17 protein-coding genes are annotated in these 25040 nt (G+C 74.3%); 6 read left to right on the forward strand and 11 right to left on the reverse strand.

All coding sequences use genetic code 11. From position 1 onward, the window contains the following. Positions 1-81: 81 nt before the first annotated feature. Positions 82-1029 (forward strand): immunity 49 family protein, encoded by a 948-nt coding sequence (locus tag AC067U_RS36205; protein WP_478834111.1) that lies wholly within the window; start codon positions 82-84, stop codon positions 1027-1029. On the opposite strand, the gene AC067U_RS36210 is transcribed toward AC067U_RS36205, so the two are convergent. From AC067U_RS36210 to AC067U_RS36225, 4 genes are all read right to left on the reverse strand, one after another. Then, the gene (locus AC067U_RS36210) at positions 1016-1567 is read right to left on the reverse strand and encodes a hypothetical protein (RefSeq protein WP_478834112.1); all 552 of its coding nucleotides are present in this window, start codon (positions 1565-1567) and stop codon (positions 1016-1018) included. The two genes, AC067U_RS36205 and AC067U_RS36210, sit on opposite strands and share 14 nt — an antisense overlap. Before the next feature lie 72 nt (positions 1568-1639). Next, a complete protein-coding gene (locus tag AC067U_RS36215) occupies positions 1640-2542 on the reverse strand; it encodes a sulfurtransferase (protein ID WP_478834113.1) in 903 nt (300 codons plus the stop codon). Positions 2543-2633: 91 nt separating this feature from the next. Beyond that, a complete protein-coding gene (locus tag AC067U_RS36220) occupies positions 2634-3323 on the reverse strand; it encodes a hypothetical protein (RefSeq protein WP_478834114.1) in 690 nt (229 codons plus the stop codon). 60 nt (positions 3324-3383) lie between these two features. Further along, positions 3384-4715 carry a glycosyltransferase family 39 protein gene (locus AC067U_RS36225; protein WP_478834115.1) on the reverse strand — a complete coding sequence of 444 codons (1332 nt, stop codon included), beginning with the start codon at positions 4713-4715 and terminating at the stop codon, positions 3384-3386. A 274-nt stretch (positions 4716-4989) separates the two neighbouring features. On the opposite strand from AC067U_RS36225, the gene AC067U_RS36230 reads away from it, so the two are divergent. From AC067U_RS36230 to AC067U_RS36250, 5 genes are all read left to right on the forward strand, one after another. Beyond that, on the forward strand, positions 4990-5184 hold the full coding sequence (locus AC067U_RS36230; protein ID WP_478834116.1) for a hypothetical protein: 195 nt from the start codon (positions 4990-4992) through the stop codon (positions 5182-5184). Between the two features lie 117 nt (positions 5185-5301). Beyond that, the gene (locus tag AC067U_RS36235; protein ID WP_478834117.1) at positions 5302-5994 is read left to right on the forward strand and encodes a spermidine synthase family protein; all 693 of its coding nucleotides are present in this window, start codon (positions 5302-5304) and stop codon (positions 5992-5994) included. A 69-nt stretch (positions 5995-6063) separates the two neighbouring features. After that, positions 6064-6804: a response regulator transcription factor gene (locus AC067U_RS36240; protein WP_478834118.1), complete on the forward strand. Its 741-nt coding sequence runs from the start codon at positions 6064-6066 to the stop codon at positions 6802-6804. A 134-nt stretch (positions 6805-6938) separates the two neighbouring features. Beyond that, on the forward strand, positions 6939-8021 hold the full coding sequence (locus tag AC067U_RS36245; RefSeq protein WP_478834146.1) for a HAMP domain-containing sensor histidine kinase: 1083 nt from the start codon (positions 6939-6941) through the stop codon (positions 8019-8021). A 259-nt stretch (positions 8022-8280) separates the two neighbouring features. Next, positions 8281-12189, forward strand: a complete 3909-nt coding sequence (locus AC067U_RS36250) for a multifunctional oxoglutarate decarboxylase/oxoglutarate dehydrogenase thiamine pyrophosphate-binding subunit/dihydrolipoyllysine-residue succinyltransferase subunit (RefSeq protein ID WP_478834119.1) — start codon at positions 8281-8283, stop codon at positions 12187-12189. Positions 12190-12270: 81 nt separating this feature from the next. On the opposite strand, the gene AC067U_RS36255 is transcribed toward AC067U_RS36250, so the two are convergent. The 7 genes from AC067U_RS36255 to AC067U_RS36285 all read right to left on the reverse strand — a co-directional run bounded on the left by AC067U_RS36255 (position 12271) and on the right by AC067U_RS36285 (position 25018). Beyond that, positions 12271-13890, reverse strand: coding sequence for an alpha/beta hydrolase (locus AC067U_RS36255; protein ID WP_478834120.1), 1620 nt, complete (start codon positions 13888-13890; stop codon positions 12271-12273). A gap of 161 nt (positions 13891-14051) precedes the next feature. Next, positions 14052-17030, reverse strand: a complete 2979-nt coding sequence (gene fxsT, locus AC067U_RS36260) for an FxSxx-COOH system tetratricopeptide repeat protein (protein WP_478834121.1) — start codon at positions 17028-17030, stop codon at positions 14052-14054. 65 nt (positions 17031-17095) lie between these two features. Further along, a complete protein-coding gene (locus AC067U_RS36265; protein WP_478834122.1) occupies positions 17096-18493 on the reverse strand; it encodes an HEXXH motif domain-containing protein in 1398 nt (465 codons plus the stop codon). Beyond that, positions 18490-19908 carry an FxsB family cyclophane-forming radical SAM/SPASM peptide maturase gene (locus tag AC067U_RS36270; RefSeq protein WP_478834123.1) on the reverse strand — a complete coding sequence of 473 codons (1419 nt, stop codon included), beginning with the start codon at positions 19906-19908 and terminating at the stop codon, positions 18490-18492. The genes AC067U_RS36265 and AC067U_RS36270 overlap by 4 nt, the downstream gene beginning before the upstream one ends. 178 nt (positions 19909-20086) lie before the next feature. Continuing rightward, positions 20087-20287 carry an FxSxx-COOH cyclophane-containing RiPP peptide gene (gene fxsA, locus AC067U_RS36275; protein WP_478834124.1) on the reverse strand — a complete coding sequence of 67 codons (201 nt, stop codon included), beginning with the start codon at positions 20285-20287 and terminating at the stop codon, positions 20087-20089. A gap of 84 nt (positions 20288-20371) precedes the next feature. Next, complete coding sequence (locus tag AC067U_RS36280) at positions 20372-24007, reverse strand: SAV_2336 N-terminal domain-related protein (RefSeq protein WP_478834125.1); 3636 nt, start codon at positions 24005-24007, stop codon at positions 20372-20374. Positions 24008-24013: 6 nt separating this feature from the next. Further along, positions 24014-25018 (reverse strand): AAA family ATPase, encoded by a 1005-nt coding sequence (locus AC067U_RS36285; RefSeq protein ID WP_478834126.1) that lies wholly within the window; start codon positions 25016-25018, stop codon positions 24014-24016. Between the last annotated feature and the right edge of the window lie 22 nt (positions 25019-25040).

Here is a 25040-nt window from a genome sequence, read left to right on the forward strand (position 1 = left end):
GGCCGGCGGACCGGGGTCGTTGTCCGAGGCCGCTGGTAACGTGCCGCGCCCAAAGGGAACGATCTTGAGGGGGCGGCGACGGTGCACGAGGTGAAGGGCCACGAAGTCGACGGCGCGCGGATGGCGGAGGCGCTCGACGGCATCACGTCGCGGGCCTACGACCGGTGGTACGACGTGCGGTACGGCAGCGCCTACCCGGAGGGGCTCCACCTGATGCGGGACGAGCTCCTCGACCACGTCGCCGCCCGGGCCGCGACGGAGCCCGGACTCGACAGGACCGCGCGCGCGGCACTGCGGACGGCGGCGGAGTGCTCCCTGGGGCTGCTCAGCGTCGGCTGCTTCCCCGACGGGGACCAGGAGATCCTGATCCCGGTCATCGACGAGACCCTCAGCACCATGGACATGTCCTTCAGCGACCTCGTGCGGGACGCGCCCACCGCCGCGACCTGGCTGGACGCGTTCAGGCTGTGCCTGGTCAGCGGTCTGGTGTGGGAGTGGATGCGGGTCATCGGCCTGCTGCTGCGGGAGGACTACGCCCCCGCGGTCCGCGACGGGGTGCCGTACTCCCGCTTCGACTCGGTGTCGGATCCTGCGGACCTCGCCGCCATGGACGCCCTGTGCGGGTACCTGACCCCGTCGAGCGGACACCTGCCCGGCACCTGGCCCACCGTCACCCTGCGCAAGCCGGACGCCGACGAGCGCGCCGAGTCGGCCCGGAGGCTGGACGCGGCCGGCCGGCTCACGCCGGACCACCGCCTGCTCCGTGTCCTCCTCGACGACGACCGGGCGGCGTTCGAGGAGGCGCTCGCGGCCCGGCTGACCGAGCACCGGGAGTGCGTGGGGGCCGGTCCGGCCCCCAGGACCCTGCTGCCGCTCGGCGCCCTCGCGGCCGCCGCCCTCGCGGTCCAGGCCCACGGCTGGGAACCGGCCCTCCGGTCCGACTACCTGCCCGCGGGTCTGCTGGGTTCCCCGGAGGCGCTGCGGTCGGCGGCGGGCACCGGGGGTGGCAGCGGCGCTACTTCGGGATGAAGTTCGTCAGGAAGCAGCCCTCGACGGCGGCCGGCTTGTTCTCGTAGCCGCTGGGGATGTCGAAGTCCTTCTCGCAGGACAGGAGCTTCAGGCCCGCGTGGGTCAGCCGCTCCATCGCGCCGTCGCCAACCGGGACGAGCGCGAAGTCGTGCCCGACCAGGAACTTGTCCTTGTTCTTCAGGGCGGCGGTCTGGAACTTCTTCATGTCGGAAACCGACAGCAGGGCTATGGGGTCACCCCCGCCGTCCTGGCAGACCGCCCTCTCCTTGATGGCCCAGGACGGGTCCGGGGCCTCCTCCTCGCCCCAGGCGGTCCCGGGGCCGCTGCTGCCGCTGCTCTCGGACGCGGACTTGTCGTACGCGGCGCCTTCGGTCAGGTCCCGGCACTCGGTGTGCTTGCTGACGAACGCCTGGATGGGCGCCATGTCCTTGGCCTTGGGCAGACCGCTGCCGTCACCGTTACCGTCACCGCCGCATGCGGCGGTCGAGCCGAGCACGGCCACGGCCGCGCCGATCACCAACGTCTTACGGATGTTCATGTTCGCCCCCGTGTAAGGATGTTCGAAAACTTGATCATCCTCACACGGCCGGAAACGACCCCCACCGACCCGTCAGTCGGTGGTGGTGACGGGGAGGCCGGACCCGTCACGGCCCCAGTCGCTCCAGGAGCCGTCGTACACCGTGAGGTGCCGGTAGCCGGCCAGGTCGGCCGCGAGGGCCAGGACGCAGGCCGTGACGCCCGAGCCGCAGCTGAGGAACAGCCGGTCCGGAGCGGGGGCCAGGGCGGCGAGGGCGTCACGGAGCTCGGGGACCGGGAGCAGCCGGCCGTCCGGGGTCTGGAGCTCGGTGAAGGGGAGGTTCACGGCGCCCGGCATGTGGCCGGGGCGCAGCCCGGGGCGGGGTTCGGGGGCGGTGCCGGTGAAGCGGCCTCGGCTGCGGGCGTCGAGGACCGTGGCGGCCGGGTCGGCGAGCGCGGCGAGCACCTCGGCGCTGTCGGCCAGCAGGCCGGGGCGGGGCCGTGCGGTGAAGTCGCCGCGCGGTCCGTCGTGGGCGGCGGGCCGGTGTTCCACCGGCAGGCCGGCCGCCTCCCAGGCGGGCAGGCCGCCGTCGAGGACGGCCGCCCGGTCGAAGCCCATGGCGCGCAGCATCCACCAGGCGCGGGCGCTGGAGTAGACGCCGGCGGCGTCGTACGTGACCACGGTGCTGTCGTCGTCCAGGCCGAGGGCGCGTACGGCCTGGGTGAAGGCGGCGGCGTCCGGCATGGTGTGCGGCACCGGCGAGGAGTGGTCGGAGAGCTCGCCGTCGAGGTCGAAGGGCCGGGCGCCGGGTATCCGCCGGTCCGCGCCCCGGTGCGCGCCGACCGAGGCGTCGAGGACGAGGAGGCCGGGCTCGCCGAGCCGGGCGGCGAGCCATCCGGCGGTCACGAGCGGTCCGCCGGGCGGGACGCCGGGCGTGTTGCGGGACCGGCCGTGGGGCGCGTCCCCGAGCGGGCCGTGGGCGGAGTGAGGGGTCATCGGTGGCTCCGGGGCTGGTACGACGGAATGATCGTTTCTGCGCTGCCGCCTCATCCTCCGTCAGCCCGGCTCCTCGGCCAATGGGTTGGCCTCAGCCGCATTCCGACACCGGGCACAGCTCGATCCCGGTCACCCCCCGCATCCCTTCCAGGTGGCGCGAGAGCTCGGCGAGCCGCTCCTCCGGGATGTCCTCGGGGAAGGCGACCTCGAGGGAGGCCCGGCCGTCGAAGACCAGTCCGGTCACCGAGGTCGCACCGTGGCGGAGGAGCTGGTCCTCGACCGGGCGCGGGTCGCCGGCCAAGGCGCGCCCCTCCGCATCGAGTGCGACCCGGAAGGTGTGGGGTCGCGAGGGCGCTGCGGGCGGCGCCGTCCGGAGCCAGTCGACCGTGTGCACGGCGATGGCGGCCACGATCAGCACGCCCAGCCCGGCCATCACGGCCGAGGTGCGGCGGCGGTCCCGCGGGTCGGCGTACGCGGCGAGCAGGAGCAGGACACCCGCCGGGGCGGCCACCCCGGCCATGACCGCAGCGGCGAGGCCCCCGCCGAAGAAGAGGAGGAGTGCGGGCACGCCCAGGAGCAGGCCGGCCATCGAGAGGCAGGCCGCCCTGAAACGGCTGCGGCTGCGCACGAAGCACAGCGGCAGGGCCGCGGGCGGGAGGACCGCCGCTGCGATGCCCGGCTGGTCGTAGGCCACCGGGACCATGACCGCCACCGCCCCGACGACGAGCAGCCACTGCGTGTGGGAACTGCTCGTTCTCCCGCCACCGCCGAAACCGGCCATCACCCTCACCCCTCTGCCTGAACGCGTTCATTTAAACACGTTCAAAAGAGTCGGGGAGGGTCAGCCGCACTCCCCCGGCCGGGCGTAGACCGCGACCCGGGCGCCCCGGACCTCCGTGGTGGCGCACAGCTCGAAGTGGCTGACGAGGGTCTGCCGCTTCACCGCCTCCCGCGGGTACGGGTCGCGCGGCTCGTCCGCCGGGTCCAGCAGGGCCACGACCCGCGAGGAGGCGGCCAGCCGGGCGCGGATCTCCGTCGACGGCAGCTCCGTGCCCTGGAGGGTGCGGGAGGCCGCGGGGGTCCGGTCGAGGGCGAGGTCGTGCAGACCCGCGTACACCGCCGGGGAGGACAGCAGCCACTCCCGGCGCCGGGACGGCAGGAAGAGGACGTCGTCGCCGGGGCGGGCGACGGCCCGGACCGCCTCGGCCACGGCCGGCACGTCGTCCTTGCGGCTGTCGGGCGTGCGCAGCCACAGGCTCCAGGGCAGGAAGGCGGCGGTGAGGGCCGCCGTCAGCGGCACCCAGGCGCGCGGGCGCAGCCGGGACAGCGCGGCGCCGGCGAGGAGCGCGAGGCCGGCCAGCGAGTAGAGGACGTAGCGGTCGACGTACCAGGGGTTGACCAGCGAGACGGTCATCAGCAGCCCGGCGGGGAGCAGCGCCAGCGGCAGCGCCACCCGCACCAGGTCCCCGCCGGGGCTCTCGGGCGCGCCCCCGCCCGCCGGACCAGCCGCAGGGGCAGCGATGGGGGCAGCCTTGGGGGCAGCGGTCAGGACCCGCGCGCACAGGAGTGCCGTCGCTGCCGTCACGGCGTACGCCGCCCAGTCCGTGACGCTCGGGCGGCCCAGCCAGCCGAGCTGGCGCGCGGCCTGGCCGGCGCTCAGGACGGCCAGGGGCAGCAGCAGGGCGCAGACCGCGGCGGCGCTCCACCGCCAGCCGCGTGAGCGCCACCCGGCCGGGGCGTGCGCGAGCAGGGCGAGGACGGCGAACTCGTGCAGCCAGCAGGCGAGCACGAGCAGCGCGGCGTACGCGACCCAGCGTCCCCGCAGCAGCGCGTACGTCGACCAGACCACGGCCGCGGCGACGAGCGCGTACGAACGGCCCTCCTGCGCGTACGTCTGGACCGGCGGCAGCACGGCGTACAGCAGGCCCGCGAACAGGCCCGCACGGTCCCCGGCGAGGCGGCGGCCGAGGGCGGCGACCCCGGCCGCGGCGAGGGCGGTGGCGACGGCCGAGGGGAGGCGGAGGGTCCACAGCCCGCCCTCCCAGAGCGCGAAGAGGCCGTGCATGAGGAGGTAGTAGAGGCCGTGCACGGCGTCGATCCGGGCGAGCAGGCCCCAGAGGTCGGCGAGCGGGCGGTGGGCCACCTGCCAGGTGACGGACTCGTCGCGCCACATGCTGCCGCCCCGTTCGAGGCCCCACAGGCCGAGGGCGAGGGCGGCAGCGGCCGGCAGGAGCGGAAGCAGGCGCAGGCACAGGCACAGGAGCAGGGGCCGGCTCCGGACACGCCACCGTGGATCGCGGCTGATGGTCGGCCTCCGGGTGTCTTCCGCGCGTTCCGTGCGTTCCGCACGTTCCGTGGGTTCCGTGTGCTTCCTCGCGGGGCCGGCGGGCTCCATACTCGTCCCGTCGGCGCTCGTCCCGCCGACTGTGACCTTACGGGGGTGGGGTGTGAGCGGATTCCTCCGGTCGGCCCGTTCCGGCGCCGGTGCGGGCGCGACGGCCTGCGCGCTCGCAGGCGGGATGGACCCGGGGCCGGACGGCTTCCGCTACGCCCTCGTCGCCGAGGGCCGCGAGGTGGTCACGGGCGGCCCCGACGTTCCGCCGGCCCTGGCGCGCATCATCGATCTCGTCCCGCTCCCCTGAGCATCGACCGCCGGAGCATCGACCACCGGAACACCGACCGCCGGAGCATCGGCCACCCCGTTCGTGATCCTGTGTGATCGCCGGAACACGGTGCGACGCGGGCTCGTTGGGGATCACATGACCGAGACCGAGATCCAGAGCGACACCGAGACCGTCACGCTCGACCGCCGCACCGGCCCCCACGGCGAGGTCGCGCTCCGCCGCACCGGGCCGACGTACGAGATCATCGCCAACGGCTGCTTCCTGATGGACACCTCGGACGGCCACTCCGAGCGGCTGCTCGTCGACGCGGCGTACCTGGCCCTCGACAGCCCGGTCTCGCCGCCCGCCGTGCTCATCGGCGGGCTCGGCGTGGGCTTCTCGCTCGCGCACGCCGCCGCCCAGGACCGCTGGGGGCGGATCACCGTCGCCGAGCGTGAGCAGGCGGTCATCGACTGGCACCGGACCGGGCCGCTCGGGAGCCTCTCCGGGGCCGCCCTCGCCGACCCCCGGGTAACGATCCTGCACACGGACCTGGTGGCGTACCTGGAGTCGTCCTCCGACCGTTACGACGCCCTCTGCCTGGACATCGACAACGGTCCCGACTGGACCGTCACCGAGGACAACCGGAGCCTGTATTCCGCTTCAGGACTCGCCACCTGCCGGGCCCGGCTGACCCCCGGCGGGGTGCTCGCCGTATGGTCGGCCCAGCCCTCCACCGCCTTCGAGGAAGCGTTGCGGAATGCCGGATTCAGCTCAGTACGGACCGAAGAGGTCCCGGTTGCCCGAGGTGTCCCGGACGTGATCCATCTCGGCCGGAATCCGGCCTAGACCCCACATAGCCGCAGGCCGGAGGCTCCTCTAGGCTGCACCGCATTACCTGACTACCGGGGCGGGAAGATGGATCAGACACACACCACGCAGAACGGCGGCGCGGCGACCCCCGGCGCCCAGCGGCGGGTCCTCGTCGTCGAGGACGACCAGACGATCGCCGAGGCCATCGCCGCGCGGCTGCGCGCCGAGGGCTTCCAGGTGCAGACGGCGGGCGACGGCCCGGCCGCCGTCGCGGCCGCCGAGAGCTGGCAGCCCGAGCTGCTGGTGCTCGACGTGATGCTGCCGGGCTTCGACGGCCTGGAGGTCTGCCGCCGGGTGCAGGCCCAGCGGCCCGTGCCGGTGCTCATGCTCACCGCCCGTGACGACGAGACCGACATGCTGGTCGGCCTCGGGGTCGGCGCGGACGACTACATGACCAAGCCGTTCTCCATGCGCGAGCTGGCCGCCCGGGTGCACGTGCTGCTCCGCCGGGTGGAGCGGGCCGCGCAGGCGGCCACCACCCCGCGCGGCTCCACCCTCCGCCTGGGCGACCTGGAGATCGACCACGCGCAGCGCCGGGTCCGGGTGCAGGCCGAGGACGTGCACCTGACCCCGACCGAGTTCGACCTGCTGGTCTGCCTCGCGGGCACCCCGCGGGCGGTGCTCTCCCGGGAACAGCTGCTGGCCGAGGTGTGGGACTGGGCGGACGCCTCCGGCACCCGTACGGTCGACAGCCACATCAAGGCGCTGCGCCGGAAGATCGGCGCCGAGCGGATCCGTACGGTGCACGGTGTGGGGTACGCCCTGGAGACCCCGGCGGGGTCGTGACCTCCCGCCCCGCCCGGCCGGGCCGCCGTACGTTCCGCGCGGTCCGCGCCGACCGCGCGGCCCGCGCCGAGCGCTTCGCCCGTACGGCGGCCGGGACGGCGGCGGCCCGTGCGCGGGCCCGGGCGGCGGCCCGGGTGACCCGGCCCGGCCAGGGGCTGCGGCCGTTCTCGCCGTTCTCGATCAAGACCAAGCTCGGCACCCTGGTCGTCGTCTCGGTGTTCATCACCACCGGCCTGCTGATGGTGGCGCTGCGGACCAAGACCGAGGTCCGGTTCATCACGGTCTTCTCGGTGATCGCCTCGATGCTGATCACCCAGTTCGTGGCGCACGGCCTGACGGCGCCGCTGGACAACATGACCACCGTGGCCCGGGCGATATCCCAGGGCGATTTCACCCGGCGGGTGCGCGGCGCGGACCGCCGCGACGAGCTGGGCGACCTGGCCGCCACCATCAACGTGATGGCGGACGACCTGGAGGCGGTGGACCGGCACCGCAAGGAGCTGGTCGCCAACGTGTCCCACGAGCTCCGCACCCCGATCGCGGCCTTGCGCGCGGTGCTGGAGAACGTGGTGGACGGGGTGTCGGCGGCCGATCCGGAAACCATGCGGACCGCGCTGAAGCAGACGGAGCGGCTGGGCCGGCTGGTGGAGACCCTGCTGGACCTGTCCCGGGTGGACAACGGCGTGGTGCCGCTGAAGGCCCGCCGTTTCGAGGTGTGGCCGTACCTGTCGGGAGTCCTGAAGGAGGCCGGGCTGGCTTCCGGCCAGCGGGCGATGCTCGCCTCCGGCTCCGGACGGCACACCCGCAAGGACGTCCACCTGCACCTGGACGTGTACCCGCCCGACCTGACCGCCGTCGCGGACGCGGAGCGGCTCCACCAGGTGGTGGGCAATCTGATCGACAACGCGGTCAAGCACAGCCCGCAGCACGGCCGGGTCACCGTCCGTGCCCGCGGCGGCGACGCCCCCGGCAGCCTCTCGCTGGAGGTCATCGACGAGGGTCCGGGCATCCCGGAGGGGCAGCGGCACCGGGTCTTCGAGCGGTTCAACCGGGGCAGTGCCGGCCTGCCCGGCAGCGGGGACGGCGGCACCGGGCTGGGCCTGGCGATCGCCCGCTGGGCGGTGGAGCTGCACGGCGGTCACATCGGGGTGGCCGAATCCTCCCGGGGCTGCCGGATCCTCGTCACGCTTCCGGGGAGTCCCAAACCCTCGGGTTGACGTAGGGTTCGAGGAGGTACGGAGATGATCTCGGCCACATGTGCCGGGGATGCGTCAGGGGTGCGAAGCCAGGGGGTCGCAACCTGGCTGACGCCTACCCGAACCACGCTTGTTTCCCGCCATTCCGGCCCTCGAAACCCGCCGTTCGATGTGACCTACGCGACGTAAGTTCCGCCCGGACTGCATCTGACCGCCGGGGAGGCGTAGCCTTTATTCCCGCTGTCCATACCTTGTGAAGCGGAAGAGGGCGGTTGCCGCCGTGTCGCCACAGTCCCCCAGTAACCCGACCACCACGACCGAAGCAGCAGAGGGCGGGAAGACCCCTGCCTCGGGCTTCGGTGCCAACGAGTGGCTCGTCGACGAGATCTATCAGCAGTACCTCCAGGACCCGAACTCGGTCGACCGGGCCTGGTGGGACTTCTTCGCCGACTACAAGCCGGGGGGCGCTGCCGCCCCGGTGAAGGCGGAGCGGTCCACCACGACGGACGGCGCCTCCGCACAGGCCGCCACCGCCGTCGCGACCGCACCCGCGACCCCGGCCGCTCCGGCCGCCGCCGCTCCCGCCCCGGCCGTGCAGGCCGCCGACGCAGCCGCCACGGGGGCGGTCGGCGCCGCGCAGCCCGCCGCACCCGTGTCAGCTCCTGCCCCTGCTCCTGCCACCCCCTCTGGTGCCCCTGCTGTGACTGTCACCTCCCCGACCCCGGCCGCCGCACCGGCCCCGGTCGCTCAGGTCCCCGCCCCCGCTGCCGCCGCCAAGGCCGCGCCCGCCACCGAGGCCCCCCAGGGCCCCGAGCTGGTGACGCTCCGCGGCCCGGCCGCCGCCGTGGCGAAGAACATGAACGCCTCCCTCGACGTGCCGACGGCCACCTCGGTCCGCGCCGTCCCGGTGAAGCTGCTGTTCGACAACCGGATCGTCATCAACAACCACCTCAAGCGCGCCCGGGGCGGGAAGATCTCCTTCACCCACCTCATCGGCTACGCAATGGTGCAGGCCATCAAGGCCATGCCGTCGATGAACCACTCCTTCGTGGAGAAGGACGGCAAGCCCACCCTGGTCAAGCCCGACCACGTGAACTTCGGCCTGGCCATCGACCTGGTGAAGCCCAACGGCGACCGCCAGCTCGTCGTCGCCGGCATCAAGAAGGCCGAGACCCTCAACTTCTTCGAGTTCTGGCAGGCCTACGAGGACATCGTCCGCCGCGCCCGCGTCGGCAAGCTGACGATGGACGACTTCACCGGCGTCACCGTCTCGCTGACCAACCCCGGCGGCCTGGGCACCGTGCACTCCGTGCCCCGCCTGATGCCCGGACAGTCCGTCATCATGGGCGTCGGCTCCATGGACTACCCGGCCGAGTTCCAGGGCACCTCCCAGGACACCCTGAACAAGCTGGGCATCTCCAAGGTCATGACCCTGACCTCGACCTACGACCACCGGGTCATCCAGGGCGCGGCCTCCGGCGAGTTCCTGCGCATCGTCGCCAACCTCCTGCTCGGCGAGGACGGCTTCTACGACCAGGTCTTCGAATCCCTGCGGATCCCGTACGAGCCGGTCCGCTGGAACCGCGACATCGACGCCAGCCACGACGACGACGTCACCAAGGCCGCCCGCGTCTTCGAGCTGATCCACTCCTACCGGGTCCGCGGCCACGTCATGGCCGACACCGACCCGCTGGAGTACAAGCAGCGCAAGCACCCCGACCTGGACATCACCGAGCACGGCCTCACCCTGTGGGACCTGGAGCGCGAGTTCGCGGTCGGCGGCTTCGCCGGCAAGTCGATGATGAAGCTCCGCGACATCCTCGGCGTGCTGCGCGACTCGTACTGCCGCACCACCGGCGTCGAGTTCATGCACATCCAGGACCCCAAGCAGCGCAAGTGGATCCAGGACCGCATCGAGCGCCCGCACACCAAGCCGGAGCGCGAGGAGCAGCTGCGCATCCTGCGCCGCCTGAACGCGGCCGAGGCCTTCGAGACCTTCCTGCAGACGAAGTACGTCGGCCAGAAGCGCTTCTCGCTGGAGGGCGGCGAGTCGGTCATCCCGCTGCTCGACGCGGTCATCGACTCCGCGGCCGAGGCCCGCCTCGAAGAGGTCGTCATCGGCATGGCCCACCGCGGCCGCCTGAACGTGCTGGCGAACATCGTCGGCAAGTCCTACGCGCAGATCTTCCGCGAGTTCGAGGGCAACCTCGACCCGAAGTCGATGCACGGCTCCGGCGACGTGAAGTACCACCTGGGCGCCGAGGGCACCTTCACCGGCCTCGACGGCGAGCAGATCAAGGTCTCGCTGGTCGCCAACCCCTCCCACCTGGAGGCCGTCGACCCGGTCCTGGAGGGTGTGGCCCGCGCCAAGCAGGACATCATCAACAAGGGCGGCACCGACTTCACCGTCCTGCCGGTCGCCCTGCACGGTGACGCGGCCTTCGCCGGCCAGGGCGTGGTCGCCGAGACGCTGAACATGTCGCAGCTGCGCGGCTACCGCACCGGCGGCACCGTCCACGTCGTGATCAACAACCAGGTCGGCTTCACCGCCGCCCCGGAGTCCTCGCGTTCCTCGATGTACGCGACCGACGTGGCCCGCATGATCGAGGCGCCGATCTTCCACGTGAACGGTGACGACCCGGAGGCCGTGGTCCGCGTCGCGCGGCTCGCCTTCGAGTTCCGCCAGGCGTTCAACAAGGACGTGGTCATCGACCTCATCTGCTACCGCCGCCGCGGCCACAACGAGTCGGACAACCCGGCCTTCACCCAGCCGCTGATGTACGACCTGATCGACAAGAAGCGCTCGGTGCGCAAGCTCTACACCGAGTCCCTCATCGGTCGCGGTGACATCACCCTGGAAGAGGCCGAGCAGGCGCTGCAGGACTTCCAGGGCCAGCTGGAGAAGGTCTTCGCGGAGGTCCGCGAGGCCGCCTCGCAGCCCCTTGCGGGCGCCCCGGCGCCGGTCGCGCAGGCCGAGTTCCCGACCGCGGTTCCCACGGCCGTCTCCTTCGAGGTGGTCAAGCGGATCGCCGAGTCCCAGGTCAGCATCCCCGAGGGCGTCACCGTCCACCCGCGCCTGCTGCCGCAGCTGCAGCGCCGCGCGGCGATGATCGACGAGGGCACCATCGACTGGGGCATGGGCGAGACCCTGGCCTTCGGCTCGCTGCTGATGGAGGGCACCCCGGTCCGGCTGTCCGGCCAGGACTCCCGCCGCGGCACCTTCGGCCAGCGGCACGCGGTGCTCATCGACCGGGAGACCGGCGAGGACTACACCCCGCTGCTGTACCTGTCCGAGGACCAGGCCCGGTTCAACGTCTACGACTCGCTGCTCTCCGAGTACGCGGCCATGGGCTTCGAGTACGGCTACTCGCTGGCCCGCCCGGACGCGCTGGTGCTCTGGGAGGCGCAGTTCGGTGACTTCGTCAACGGCGCGCAGACCGTCGTCGACGAGTTCATCTCCTCGGCCGAGCAGAAGTGGGGCCAGACCTCCGGCGTCACCCTGCTGCTGCCGCACGGCTACGAGGGCCAGGGCCCGGACCACAGCTCCGCCCGCCCCGAGCGGTTCCTGCAGCTGTGCGCGCAGAACAACATGACGGTGGCCATGCCGACCCTGCCGTCGAACTACTTCCACCTGCTGCGCTGGCAGGTCCACAACCCGCACCACAAGCCGCTGATCGTCTTCACCCCGAAGTCGATGCTGCGTCTGAAGGCGGCGGCGTCGAAGGCGGAGGAGTTCACCACCGGCTCGTTCCGTCCGGTCATCGGCGACAGCACGGTCGACCCGAACGCGGTCCGCAAGGTCGTCTTCTGCGCCGGCAAGGTCTACTACGACCTGGAGGCCGAGCGGGAGAAGCGCGGCATCACGGACGCTGCAGCTCGCGAAACGGCGATTATCCGCCTCGAGCGCCTCTACCCCCTGCCGGGTGCCGAGCTCCAGGCCGAGATCGCCAAGTTCCCGAACGCGGCCAAGTACATCTGGGCGCAGGAGGAGCCGGCGAACCAGGGTGCGTGGCCGTTCATCGCGCTGAACCTGATCGACCACCTGGACCTGGCGGTCGGCGCGGACGTCCCGGCGGGCGAGCGCCTGCGCCGGATCTCCCGCCCGCACGGCTCGTCCCCGGCGGTGGGTTCGGCCAAGCGGCACCAGGCCGAGCAGGCGCAGCTGGTCAACGAGGTCTTCGAGGCGTAACCGCCCCGGAAGGCACGGCGTACCGGAAGGCCCGGCTTCCCCTTCGCGGGGAGGCCGGGCCTTCGGGCTGTGCGGGAGCGGTCAGAACCGCGGGGTGCCCTTCGGGAACGGCACCGACCGGGAATCCGACGGGCCGGCGACCCGGCGCGAGGCGTCGGCGGGCGGGTTCTTGCAGGTCAGGTCCTTGGCCGGGAGCCGGCCCGTGGACAGGTAGTCGTTCACCGGGGCGTTGACGCAGGAGCGGGGGTCGAAGAGGTACACGGCGTGGCCCTCGCCGCCGGCCGCGAGCACCATCCGGGAGCCCTTCAGGGCGCGGTGCATGCCCTGGCCGCTGACCAGCGGGGTCTGCGAGTCCCATTCGTTCTGCACGGTCAGCACGTTGGCCTGCTTGTTCATGGGCGTGGCCGCCTCGGCCGGGCGGTCCCAGAACGCGCACGGCTTGATGTTGGAGGCCATGTCCCCGTACAGCGGGTACTTCTTCTTGTCCGCCGCGGCGTCCCGGGCGTACTGCTCGGTGTAGCGGGGCCAGGCTGCGGTGTCCCCGCACACCACGGCCCAGAAGACCGCGGAGCCGTTGTCCGCCGGCGCCCCGGACTCCGCGCTCGGGGCCCGGCCGGCGTACGCGTCGGCGATGAGCGTGCCGGGCAGCAGCTTCTTCAGGCCGTCGGCCGCGGCCTGGTTCTTCGGCAGCGGCTTGCCCTCGGCCGCGGCCTTGAGCTGCTTGATGATGTCCGACGCCTGCTGCGGGTAGAAGAAGACCGCCCGGCCGGCCCGGATGTCGTCACCCTTGAGCTTGGTGCCGAAGAAGTCGATCGGCTTCCGGTCGGCCTGGGCCACCAGGCCCCAGAAGGTCTTCGACACCGCGTCCGGGGTGGTGCCGAGCCCGTAGGCGGCGTTCCGCTGGGCCGCCCACTGGGTCCACCGCCGGTAGGCGGGTTCGGCCTCGGTCGCCCACACCTGGATCATGCCGCGCCAGGCGCGCTGCGGGTCGACCGCGCTGTCCAGCACGAAGCGGTCGGTGCGCTGCGGGAACATCTGCGAGTACACGGCGCCGAGGTAGGTGCCGTAGGAGTAGCCGACGAACGACGTCTTCTTCTCGCCCAGCACGGCCCGGACGGTGTCCATGTCGCGGGCGGTGTTGCGGGTGGTGATGTGCCGGAGGACGTCGCCGGACTTCTCGCGGCACTTGTCGGCGACGGTGCGCGCCCAGGCGATGTCGGCGGCGTACGTCCCGGGCCGGTAGGCGCGGTCGAAGTTCTGCTCGGCTTCGGTGAGCCCGCAGGTGATGGGGGTGCTCTTGCCGACGCCGCGCGGGTCGAAGCCGATGAGGTCGTACCGGTCGCGCACGTCCTTGGGCATCAGCTGGTTCATCATCAGCGGCATGTCGAGGCCGGGACCGCCCGGCCCGCCCGGGTTGGACAGCAGGATGCCCTGCCGCTTGCCGGGGTTGGTGCTCTTGATCCGGGATATGGCGAGGTCGATCTTCCGTCCCTCGGGGTGCCGGTAGTCGAGCGGCACCTTCAGGGTGGCGCACTCGTACCCGGCCGGCTGGTCGGCCGCGCAGCGCTGCCAGTTCGGCTTCTGCTTGAGGTACGCCGCGTCCGTGCCGGCGGCGGTGGCCTGGGTCGCGGTGAGGAGGGGCACGGTGGTGGCCAGGAGACCGGCGGCGGCGAGCAGCGGTGCGAGGGATTTCCTGCGCAACAGGACCGTCCTTGGGTTGGGCGAAGTCGCTTACCCATTCACCCTGTTGCATGCGCAGGCGCGGCGAATCATCCCGGAGGCCCGGTTCGCGTGCGTCTCACGAATGACCCGGAAACCGGACAACTGGCCGACATGCCGACACGGGCCCTCCTGCCGGCCTGCTACGGCTGCGGTTCGAAGTCCCAGTACGGGCGGACGCGCTGACGGGCCGACACGGTGTGCACGTGCTGCGGGCCGAGGGTCCGGGCGAGGGATTTGAGGCCCGCGTCCTCGTGTTTGGCGGCCTCTTCCATCCGCCCTGTGGAGCGGAGGTCGGCCGCAAGGGCGATCTGTGCGGTGAGGGTCATCGGATGGTCGGTGCCGAGGACCCGTTCCGCGGTCCGCAGGGTGTCCCGGCTCAGGTCCAGCGCGTCGGCGAAGCGGTCGGTGATGTTGCGGCAGCCGGCCGCGTTGACGGCGCAGCCCAGGGTCCACGGGTGCCGGTCGCCGAGAGCGCCGCGCATGCCGACGAGGGCCTGTTCGCAGAGGCTGAGCGCCGCCTCGCGCTCGCCCTGGGCGCGCAGGACCAGGCCGAGGTTGCCGACGGTGCCGATGCTGTACGGGTGGGCGAGGCCGAGCTGGGTCTGGTAGCCGCGGACCACCTCCTCGGAGATCCGGCGGGCCTCCTCGATGTCCCCGTACTCCCGCAGGTAGGTGGCGTAGTCGGAGGCGACCATCAGGGTCCAGGGGAACTCGGCCCCGTGGACGCGGGTGGAGCGTTCCCAGACGCTGCGGAGCCGGGCGCCGGCTCCGGGGATGTCGCCGGAGCGGCGCAGGCACTGGCCGAGGTTGTGTTCGGCGCGGAGGGTCTGGGGGTGGTTGGTGCCGAGGACGGCGGCGTTGAGCTTGAGGCCCTGTTCCTGGCGGGCGAGGGCTTCGCGGTAGCGGCCCATCAGGCGCAGGCCCATCGCGCAGCCGATGCCGCTGGAGAGGGTGGCGATGTGCCGGACGCGGAGCACCCGCTCGCGGCGGCGCAGGGTGTCGAGGTCGGCCTCGTAGGACTCCTGGTAGCGGCCGAGCAGGCGGAGCACGACGGCGACGTTGTTCTCGGCGTTGAGGGTCATGGAGTCGTCCTCGCCGAGGAGTTCCCGGTAGGAGACGAAGCAGTGCTCCAGGAGTTCCCGGGCCGGTTCGAACTTGGCGGTGTTCAGCAGGACCGCCGCGTAGGTGCTGATGGCTCGGAGGGTCTCCAGGTCCCGGTCGCCGCGCTCGGCGCGGAGCCGGTCGGCGATCGCCTTGCTGAGCACCTCGGCGCGGCGGAAGTGGCCGAGCATGCGCAGCGCGCCGCCGTAGTGGTAGCTGAGCTCCCGTACCTGGTCGTGGTGTTCGCCGAGCATGGCCCGCCAGGCCGTGTCGGTCTGCTCGGCCAGCCGCAGGCAGGTGCGGTACTCGCCGGCCAGGATCAGGTAGCGCAGGCAGCGCAGCAGGAAGTTCTGGATCCGCGGGTTGGAGCTGGTGAGGACCCCGGACGGCTCCAGGTGCGGGATCAGTTCGGCGTAGCGGGGCCAGAGCCGGGAGTCGGTGGGCCGGCCGGGGTCGGCGGCGGCCAGCACCTGGCGGACGGCGCGGGAGAGGACGTCCGCCTCCTCCTCGCCGAGGTTCTCCCGGACGATGCCGTGCACCATCCGGTGCAGCTGCACGGTCTCGGTGCCGCCGCCGCCCTCCTCCACGGCCAGGTCGGAGTACTCCAGCCGGACCACGGAGAACTGCACCAGCTTGTTGAGGGCGGCGTTCCAGCGGACCTGGTCGTTGATCAGCCCGGCCAGCTGTTCGGGCACGTCGTCGAGGGGGAACTCGCGGAGCAGCCGCAGCGGCACCCGGCCGGGTGCGAAGAACACGAACAGCCGGAGCAGGGCGAGGGCGTCGGGGAAGTTCTCCCGCACGTTGTTGAGCAGTATGGCCAGCGCGGTGGGGAAGGGCAGCGGGTAGTCCTCGGAGACGGTGACCGCCTCCCGGGAGTCCAGCCGGCGCTGGAGCAGGGTCAGGTAGTCCCCGACCGTGAGCGGGGAGTCGGCGAGCCAGCCCGCGGTCTGGTCGAGGGCGAGGGGGTAGTCCTCCAGCGCCTCGGCGAGCTGGTCGGCCTCCTCGGCGGTGAGCCGCAGGGCGCGGCGGCGGATGAAGGTGATGGACTCGGGCCGGGCGTAGAGCGGGACCTGCACGAGGTTGGTGCGGCGGGACGCCCACTCGTGGTTCCGGGAGGTGATGATCACGTCTCCGGCGCCGGAGGGCAGCAGGTCGGTGAGGTCGTCGGGGTTGTCGCAGCCGTCGAAGACCATCAGCCAGCGGCTGTAGGGGTTGCCGCGGCGCAGGGCTTCGAGGACGGCCCGGATCTGCTCGCCGTAGCTGCCGGCGCCGCGCGGCAGGCCGAGTTCGGGGGCGAGGTCGGCGAGGCGTTCGCGGAGGGTGGGGCGGTCCTCGGCGGGCACCCACCACACCACGTCGTACTCGGAGGCGAACCGGTAGGCGTACTCGGTGGCGATCTGGGTCTTGCCGACGCCGGACAGGCCGAGCAGGGTCACCACGGAGGCGCCGGTCGGGGCTTCGGCGAGTGCCTCCCGGAGGGCGCCGATGACGTCGTTGCGGCCGGTGAAGCGGGGGTTGCGGCGCGGCACCCGGCCCCACACCTCGGGCGGGTCGTTGGGGAAGCGGGGCCCGCGGCGGCCGCTCTCGGCACCGACCCGGTCGGTGGGCAGCTCCAGCCGGCGCAGCACCCGGAACTCCGCCTCGTACGCGTCCAGGCCCCACAGGTCGGTCTTCTCCAGCGCGGCCACGGCGGTGGGCAGCGGGGCGTCGGTGAGGGAGACCGCGGCGAACCGGTCCGGGTGTGCCTCGGTCACCGCGCGGAGGGCGGTGTTCCACTCGTCCTCGGTATGGGTGCCGGCGGAGAAGTAGCGTTCGCTGAGGATGACGAGGATCTTCCCGCCGGCCCGGGCGAGGTCGTCGAGGGCCTCGGTGAGTCCGGGGCTGCGTTGCGGGTCCCAGCGCTGGAGGGTGACGCGGTGGCCGTGTTCCTCCAGCCGGTGGGCGATCCACACGGCCCAGGGGCGGTTGAACCCGGCGAAGCTGATGACGAAGCGCTGGGCTTGCACGGCGAGGGTCATACGGGCCGTCTCCCTCGGGTCCGGGGCGTGGACGGGAACAGAAATGTAGCGCAGGTCACAGCCGGTCAACCTGGTGCGGAGGCGGCGAGTTCGGGATGCGCCTCGCACCAGGCGCGGCGTTCCCGTTCGAGGGTGCGGCGGGCGGTGGCGTGCTGGTCGCCGGGCGGCGGCAGTTCGTCCATGGCCCGTTCGGCCTCGGCCATGGCCGCCACGAACTCCTGCCCGGCCCTGGTGAGTTGGGGTTCGCCGAGCAGGACGGGGAGGACGGCGGCGAGCTGGGCGCGGCAGCGGGCGTGGCAGGCCCAGGCGGCGCGGGCGCCGTAGAGGGCGGCGCGCTGCCAGTAGCAGGCCAGGGCCAGATGGGCGTACGCGCCGTGCAGGAGGCCCTCCAGCGGGCGCGGGTCGGTGCGCCAGGGGGCCCAGTAGCGGGCGGTCCGGTCGGCGGTGTGCAGTGGCAGGACGTCGGTGAGGGCGCCGAGTTTGCCGTGCTGGGTCTCGTGGACCAGGGTCGCGGCGAGGGCGGGCGGGGCCTGCCCGCGGGCCAGGACGGAGCCGGCGGCGGCCGGGAGGGTGGCGCCGGCGGAGCGGCTGCCACCGGACAGCGGCACGACGGAGCGCAGCAGTCCGGCGATCTCGCCGGCCCGGGCGGTGTCGTAGCGCTCCAGCAGGGTGAGGGCGCCGGACCACTGGGTGTCCCAGCGCTTGTGCCCCTTGGGGGTGAGGCGGCGGGCGGGCCGTACGGGGCCGGGGCGGCCGGGGGCGGCCCGGTACGGGTCGAGGTCGTCGAGGGCGGTACGGCCTCCGGGCAGGGTGTGCAGCGGCAGGACCTCGGGGTGGTCCGGGTCCCAGGCCCCCTCGGTGAGCGGGACCGGGCCGAGCCGGTGGGGGCGCAGCAGGCCGAGGGTGGGCAGGGCGATGCGGCCCAGCACGGGGCGCAGGGTCAGCTCGAAGGGGATCCGGGCCCGCAGGGCGGCCGCGGCGGCGAGGGAGCCGAGGTGGGCGAGGTCGGCGGGCGGCCCGTCGGGGGCGTGCAGCCGGCGCAGGGCCTCTTCGGCCCAGACCCCGGTGGACGGGTAGAGCAGTACGTCGCGGACGGCTCCGGGGTCGCTTCGTTCGGCCGTCTCCAGCAGCTCCCAGTGCGCCCCGGCCTCTCCGGGCGGCGCGGCGTCGAGCACGGCCCGGAGCAGCAGCAGCCGTTTGGACCACCACACGTCCCGCACCAGCGCGGTCCCCTCCGCGGAGGGCTCGGAGGAGGCGAGCGCCCGCAGGGTACGGGCGGACACCCGGAACCCGCCCGGCACGACGCTCCCGGCTGCCGGGCCCGCGGGGGCGGTGGCCGCGGGGCCGGTGGCCGGGTCGCCCTCGGGCGCGGGCCCGGGCGGGCCCGGCGCTCCGGGCGACCGCTGCGCGGGCACGCCCGCCCCGCTCCGGGTGCGGCCGCGCGCGCTCTCGTCCGCCGTCATGAAGTCGCCTTCCGGTCGTGCCCGGCGGTGATCCGGCGGCCCGCGACCGGCCGGGGGGCGGGGCCCCCGGTGTCCGGGGCCGGACTCCCCGGGTGCGGCGGCGGCCCGGCCGCTCGCAGGCCGCAGGAATCCGGGGCGGAGCCCGGCGGGTCCCGGCGGGGCCCGGTGGCGGCCGTGGTCGCGGCCGTGGTCGCGGCGGCGTGCACGGCGGCGGCGATGTGGCGGATCAGCTGCTGGAGGTCCGCGCAGTAGACGGACGGCTGGCGGAAGCCGTGGCCGGGGCGGTACCGGTGGGGGTAGTGGCCGCCGCCGCAGACCGTCACGAGTTCGCAGGAGCGGCAGCCTGCCGGGAGCGCGGCCCGCCCGAGCTGGCGGGCGGCCATCCCGGGGTGGTCGAGGAGGTCGTCGAAGCTGTCCCGGGCCAGGTGCAGTCCGGTCGCGGCGGCGTCCTCGTAGGCGGATTTGAGGGAGTCGGCCTGTTCCAGCGTGCCGTCGGTCTCGATCACGGCGGTGGCCGCGGGGGTCAGGCCCAGGGATTCGGTGGCGGCGGGCAGGCCCAGCAGCAGGGCGATGACCTCCTCGAAGAGCCGGATCCGGGTGCGCCGTACACCGTCGTGCCACCAGCGTTCGAACACGGCGATCAGCCAGTCCGCGTACGGGGTGGCGCCGGGCCGGGAACCGGGCGGCGGGGTGCTCCAGTTGGCGAGCGGCAGCAGCAGCCCGATCGTCGGCGGGGCGAAGCCGAGCAGGGACTCGTACGTTTCCACCGGGTCCTGCGCCGGGTCCACCACGCACAGCAGCCCGGCGTAGCTCTCGGGGCGGCGGGCCAGCAGTCGCAGCCCGCGCACGGCGGCGGCGAATCCGGGCCGTCCGGCGTGGTCCACGCGGCGGGCGTTGTGCGCGGGCAGGCCGCCGTCGAGGCTGACCCCGACCCGGATGCCGGCGGCGGCGAGCGCGTCGAGGCGGCGCGGGGTGAGGAGGGTGCCGTTGGTCTGGACGCTGGCGGTGACCCGGGTCCGGGGGGAGCGGCGGGCGAGTTCGGCGCGTATCCCGGTGACCGGGGCGGTGAGGTCCGGGGCGGGGGCCAGGAGGGGTTCCCCGCCGTGCAGGACCAGGTCCACCCGGGGCAGTTCGTGGACGGCGGCGTGCTCGGCGATACGGCGGGCGGCGAGGCGGACCGTGGCCGGGGCCATCACCGGGGGCCGGCCGCGCCAGCTCTGGTCGGCCATCTCGTAGACGTAGCAGTACGTGCAGGCCAGGTTGCAGCGGCTGCGGGTCTTGAGCACGAACTGCCGTACCGGGTGCGGGCGGTGCCCGGCGGCGCGCAGGGCCGGAACGTCCAGCCGCTGGTACGGCCAGGGGGCGTGCCGGCGGTGTGCGGGCAGCACGGAGGGCCGCGCCGTCGTGTGCGTCATCGCCTGCTCCTCTCTCCCCCGGCTACCGCTGGGTGGGGGTGCCCCCGGACGGAGTCCGGGGGAGTGCCCCCGCCCCCGGCCGCCTCCCCCTGAGCCGGTCCCGGCGGATTGCCCATCCCTGCCCTTCCGATGCGCGCGGCTAACGGCGGAAAGTGGTCAACCCATGGCCGTGGGACGGTCAGACGACTCCGGAGTCGAAGGCGTTGAGGATCTCCGCGGGGTGGGTGACGCGCTCGACCATGCTCTCGATCACCTCGGCGAGCACCGGGTGGTCGATGCCGCGGAGGGCGGCCAGGTCGAAGCCGGACAGGTCCGGCAGCTCGCCGGGGCACCGACGGGCTGCCACGCCGCCGGCGGTGTGCTGACTGTCGGTCACCATGCTGCTCATCTCCCCCAGTTGTGTCGTACGACCGTACGGTTCACTGCCCCTTTCCCGCGGTCCCGGCCGGGGAAACGGCGGGCCTCACGGGCTCTCCAGGTCCCGGATCCGGGCGTGGACCGCCTCCCGGCGGGCCGCGTCGCCCTCCTCGTCGAGCCGCTGCCACAGCTCCATGGCCGCCCGGTACGCGTCCAGCGCGGCCCGGGGCCGCCCGAGCAGCTCCAGTACCTCCCCGCGCAGCTCCTGCACCCGCGCCGCCAGCCGGGCCGCCGTGTCCCCGCGGCCGGCCCGGTCGGCCTCCAGGGCGGCCCGCCAGGCCCGCCGGTAGGAGTCGGCGGCCAGGTCCAGCCGGTCCGCGGCCCGGGTGTGGGCGTGCAGCTCCCGCTGCACGTCCCCGTGCTCCCGCCAGGCCCGCGCCCGGTCCAGCGGCTCCGGGCTGGTCCGCACGGCGAGTTCGAGGAGGTACTCGGCCTCCCGCAGGTCCACCGGGTCCGCTTCGTAGCCGTGCCGCAGCCGCAGGCCGGTGGCCAGCCGCAGCAGGCGGCGCCCGACCCGGGGATCGGACTGCGGCACCGCGGCCCTGCTCTCGCGGAGCACCCGGACGGCAGCCGAGACGAACCGCCGCCCGTCCGCCGCCCGGGCCCGGTCCAGCAGCACGTCGCCCCACTCGGGCAGCAGCTCCCCGTACGCCTCGGCGTCGCGCGGGATCAGCCGCCGGGCCCGCCCGTACACCTCGCCCGCCGCCTCCAGCGCGGCAGGATCGCCGTCCCGCGCGTACCGGGCCCGGTGCACCCGGGCCAGGCAGACCAGCGCGGCCAGCCGCGCCTCGGGATCGCCGGCCGCCTCGTCCAGCGCCGTCCCCAGCTGCGCGACGGCCTCCTCCAGCCGGGCCGGCAGGTGGCGCAGGGCACCGGCGAGCGCCACCCGCGCCGCGGCGCGTTCCAGCCGCCGCCCCGGACCCGTCTCCGGGCCGTCGGCGGGCCGGCCGTCCTCCGGGCCGCCGCCCGGTCGGCCGACGGGACCGGCGGGAGCGGCCTGATCGGCGGGAGCGGCCTGATCGGCCGTCGGCCCGGTGGTGGCTCCGGCCTCGGGGGCCCCGCCGCCGCCCAGCCCGGCCAGGCCCGCGGCCAGCCAGGTCGCGGCCTGTCCGGCCCAGACCGTGCGCGGGCCGGACTCCGGCTCCCGGTCGGCCAGGGCGAGCAGCACCCGGCCCAGCGCCAGGGACAGCCCGGAGCCGGCCCCGGCCGGGTCGGTGCCCGCGTGGAAGGCCAGCACGGAGTACGCCGTGTGCAGGTGCACCGGGTCCTCGCGCAGCTCGTGGAGGCGGACCAGGGCCTCCGCGCGCCGCACGGCGGCCTCCGCCCGGAGCTCCGGGTCGGCAGGCAGCAGCCGTTCCACCGCCTCGAACTCGGCGTCGGCGGCGGTCAGCAGCTCCACCGCCGCCTCCGCGCCGGCCGTCACCCCGGCCTGCTCGCAGAGCACCCGCCCCAGCAGCACCCGGGCCCGCGCCTGCACCGGCGGCACCTCCCGCACCGGCTGCCCGGCCCGTCCCGTCTGCGCCACCGGGCTCTCCGGCAGCGGGAGCTCGGTCAGCCGGCGGGCCAGCCGCTCCGCCTCGGTCAGCAGCTCCGGGTCCCGCTGCACCGTCCACATCCGCAGCAGGGCGCCCGCGAGCTCGTACTCCGCCTCGTACGCCGCCCGGTCCGCGGCCTGTTCCGCGGCCCGTTCCGCGGCCTGCTCGGCCGCGAGGTCCCGCCCGCGGGCCGGCAGGTCCCCGGCTCCCCGGCCGGACCCCTGCCCGGCCCCGCCGCCCCGTCCCTCGGCCCGGTTCGCCGCCACCGCCCGGCGCAGCAGCGCCACCGCCTCGTGCAGGGCGCGCTGGCCGCCGTCGCGGTCGTGCGCGGCCAGCCGCGCCCGCGCGGCCCGTACGGCGGCCTCCCGGTCGGGGCCCGGCACCTCGGGCCGGGTCGGGGCCTCCGGCGGGGGTACCGGCAGGTAGCGGCGCACCACCTTGGCGGAGACCCGGGCGAACGCCTGCGGCAGCCGGGCCGGGGGTATCCGGCTCCCCGGGGCCGGTTCGGCCTCCGGGTCCGCCCCCGGCTCCTCCTCGGCCACCCCGGTCAGCTGCGCCACCGCCAGCGCCGGGAAGTTCCGCACCCCGCGCCCGAAGTGCTGGATCACGTACTCGGAGCAGTGCTTGAGCACGAGCGCGGCCTCGTCCCGCCCCAGTGGCCCCAGCAGCACCTCCTGCACCCCGGGCACGAACTCGTACCACTGGTCGGAGGACCGGCGCAGCAGCCCTCCGAGCAGTACCTCCGCTAGGTCCGAGGGCTCCGAGTCCGGCAGCATCGTCCGCTGCACCAGCCGCATCACCGGCAGGGTGAGCGGGGTCGCCGACAGGTACACCGCCAGCTGCACGGCCCGCGGGGAGGCGGTGGACCGGAACCGGCGCACCACTTCGCGCGGCGGCCGGGCGGCCCGCGGCGGCGGCGCGGGCGCGGCGGGGTGCGCCGGCAGCACCCGGCCCACCTCGGCCGGCACCGGACCGGACCCGAGCCCCGCGACCAGGCGGGCCCACGCCCCCAGCGCCCGCGCGTTCGGCGGCAGCACGGGCACGGTCAGGCCTCCCGACGGCCGGCCGTGCGGCGTCGGCCGGTCCGGCCGGAACCGCAGCCCGCCCGGCGCCCCTTCCTCCCGGGCCAGCGTGCCCCGTTCGGTGGGCAGCCAGGTCCGCCCCCACAGCCGCTGCGGCAGCGGCTGGACGACCACCGACGGGGTGCACTCGGCCCACCGGTGCAGCAGCCGCTGCGCCCGGCCGTCCCGCCACAGCGGCCCGGTGCAGTCGGAGACCACCATGGTGATGCCCCGCCCGGTGGGGTCGCGCAGCTGCTCGGCGGACCGCACCCCGGTGTCCGGGGACGGGCCGCGGCCCACCGCCGGGGTGCCGTCGGGAAGCCGGTGCAGGTAGTGCGTCTGCACGTCCCGGAAGGCGCCCAGCCGCTCGCACACCGCCCGCAGTTCCTCGAACATGTCCTGCCACACGGCCATGGACGGGGAGGCGTCCATCACCAGCCGGACGGTGGTCTCCCGCCGCGCCTCCGGCCGCAGCACCGGGATGACCTGGCCCAGCGCCCGGGCACTGGCATCGGCGGTGGCCGGCTCGTCCAGCACCAGCCGGGCGGGCGGGGCGGGCGGGCGGTGCCGCTGGAGGGCGCGCAGGGCCCGCTGGATGTCCAGGATCCGGGGCAGCGCCGCCGCGACGGGCACCCGGACGGGCAGGGCCACGGTGCCCGGCGGCAGCCCCGCCGGGTCCTCCGGCTGCTGACCGCCCCGGCCGCCCGGCTCTCGGGGGCCGCCCGGGCGGCCGGGCGCGTAGAGGCTCAGCGGGTCGTCCTCCGGCGGCGGGGAGGGGCTTACGGGCCCGGGCTCGGCGGCGCCCCGCTGCCGGTCGGACCCGTCCGGGGTGCCGGGGGGCGCGGCCGGGCGGTCGGCCGTCCCGGCGGGCGACGGGCCGGGTCCTTCGGCTCCGCGGGTGCGCAGGGCCAGCCACAGGGCGTCGGCCAGCTCCTCGGCGGCCGGGTCGAGTCCGCCCGAGCGCAGGACGCCGACCAGCGTGCGCAGCCCGGGGCCCGGGTCGGCGGTGCCGCCCGCGGCGGCACCGGGCTCGGGCTCGGGCACGGGGCGGTCGGCCGGATTGGGACCGGTGCCTTCGGCGGTCACGGCCCGTCACCTCGGGCGGTCGAGGCGCTGGATGAGCAGGTCGGCCAGGTCCTCCCGGGTGGGCGGGGCCGCGTAGTGGGTGAGGTAGATGGCGTTGAGCAGCTGGTCGGCGGCGAGCAGCTCGGTGCGGGAGCGGCTGAGGAACTCGTTGATGAGTTCGGCGCCGAGCCGGGCCGCTTCCTCCCCGAGGTGGGCGCGGACCATGGTGGCGAGCCGCTTCTCGCCGGGCTGGCCCAGTTTGAGCTGGATGCAGCGGCGCAGCAGGGCGGCGGGGAACTCCCGTTCTCCGTTGCTGGTGAGGATGATGAACGGGAAGGCGCGGCAGCGCACCCGCCCGTCCCGGACGGTGACCCGGTCCCCGTCGTCGGTGAGCACCTCGACCTCGGGTTCGCGGTCGGCGACACGTTCCAGCTCGGGGAGCGCGAACTCGCCCTCCTCCAGCACGTTCAGCAGGTCGTTGGGCAGGTCGATGTCGCTCTTGTCGAGCTCGTCGATGAGCAGCACGCGGGGGCGGGCCGCGGGCAGCAGCGCGGTGCCGAGCGGTCCGAGCCGGATGTACTTGCCGATGCCGGGGGCGGCCTGGCCGGAGCCTCCGGCGATCTGTACGTCCTGCAGCCGGGCGATGGCGTCGTAGCGGTAGAGGCCCTCCTGGAGCACGGTCCGGGAGACCACCGGCCAGCGGAGCACCCGGCCGAGCTTCAGCTCGTGGGCCACGGCGTGCGCCAGGGTGGACTTGCCGGTGCCGGGATAGCCGGTGACCAGCAGCGGCCGGCGCAGGTAGAGCGCGGCGTTGACCGCTTCGAGTTCCTCGGGCTCGGGCCGGTGCAGTTCGGCGGCGTGCCGGTGGGCGCCGAGCCGGCGTGCGGCGGTGCTGTCGGGTTCGGCCGCGGCGGGCGCGGGGGCGGCCAGCGGTCCGCCGTCGAAGTCCCGCCAGGGCGGCGGGTCGGGCAGGGCGCCGATGCCGTCATGGGGCTCACCGACACCCCGGTAGATGAGCCACTCCTCGTTCACGATGCCTCCTCGGCTGACTGCG

This window comes from Streptomyces sp. NPDC043853 (genome assembly GCF_056436025.1).

Bases quoted from the DNA above. Each gene is read 5' to 3' on its own strand.
- AC067U_RS36225 (WP_478834115.1), bottom strand. From the start codon at position 4,715: ATGTGGCGCGACGAGTCCGTCACCTGGCAGGTGGCCCACCGCCCGCTC.
- AC067U_RS36240 (WP_478834118.1), top strand. From the start codon at position 6,064: ATGGATCAGACACACACCACGCAGAACGGCGGCGCGGCGACCCCCGGC.
- AC067U_RS36235 (WP_478834117.1), top strand. From the start codon at position 5,302: ATGACCGAGACCGAGATCCAGAGCGACACCGAGACCGTCACGCTCGAC.
- AC067U_RS36220 (WP_478834114.1), bottom strand. From the start codon at position 3,323: ATGGCCGGTTTCGGCGGTGGCGGGAGAACGAGCAGTTCCCACACGCAG.
- AC067U_RS36270 (WP_478834123.1), bottom strand. From the start codon at position 19,908: ATGACGCACACGACGGCGCGGCCCTCCGTGCTGCCCGCACACCGCCGG.
- fxsA (WP_478834124.1), bottom strand. From the start codon at position 20,287: ATGGTGACCGACAGTCAGCACACCGCCGGCGGCGTGGCAGCCCGTCGG.
- AC067U_RS36210 (WP_478834112.1), bottom strand. From the start codon at position 1,567: ATGAACATCCGTAAGACGTTGGTGATCGGCGCGGCCGTGGCCGTGCTC.
- fxsT (WP_478834121.1), bottom strand. From the start codon at position 17,030: ATGACCCTCGCCGTGCAAGCCCAGCGCTTCGTCATCAGCTTCGCCGGG.
- AC067U_RS36215 (WP_478834113.1), bottom strand. From the start codon at position 2,542: ATGACCCCTCACTCCGCCCACGGCCCGCTCGGGGACGCGCCCCACGGC.
- AC067U_RS36265 (WP_478834122.1), bottom strand. From the start codon at position 18,493: ATGACGGCGGACGAGAGCGCGCGCGGCCGCACCCGGAGCGGGGCGGGC.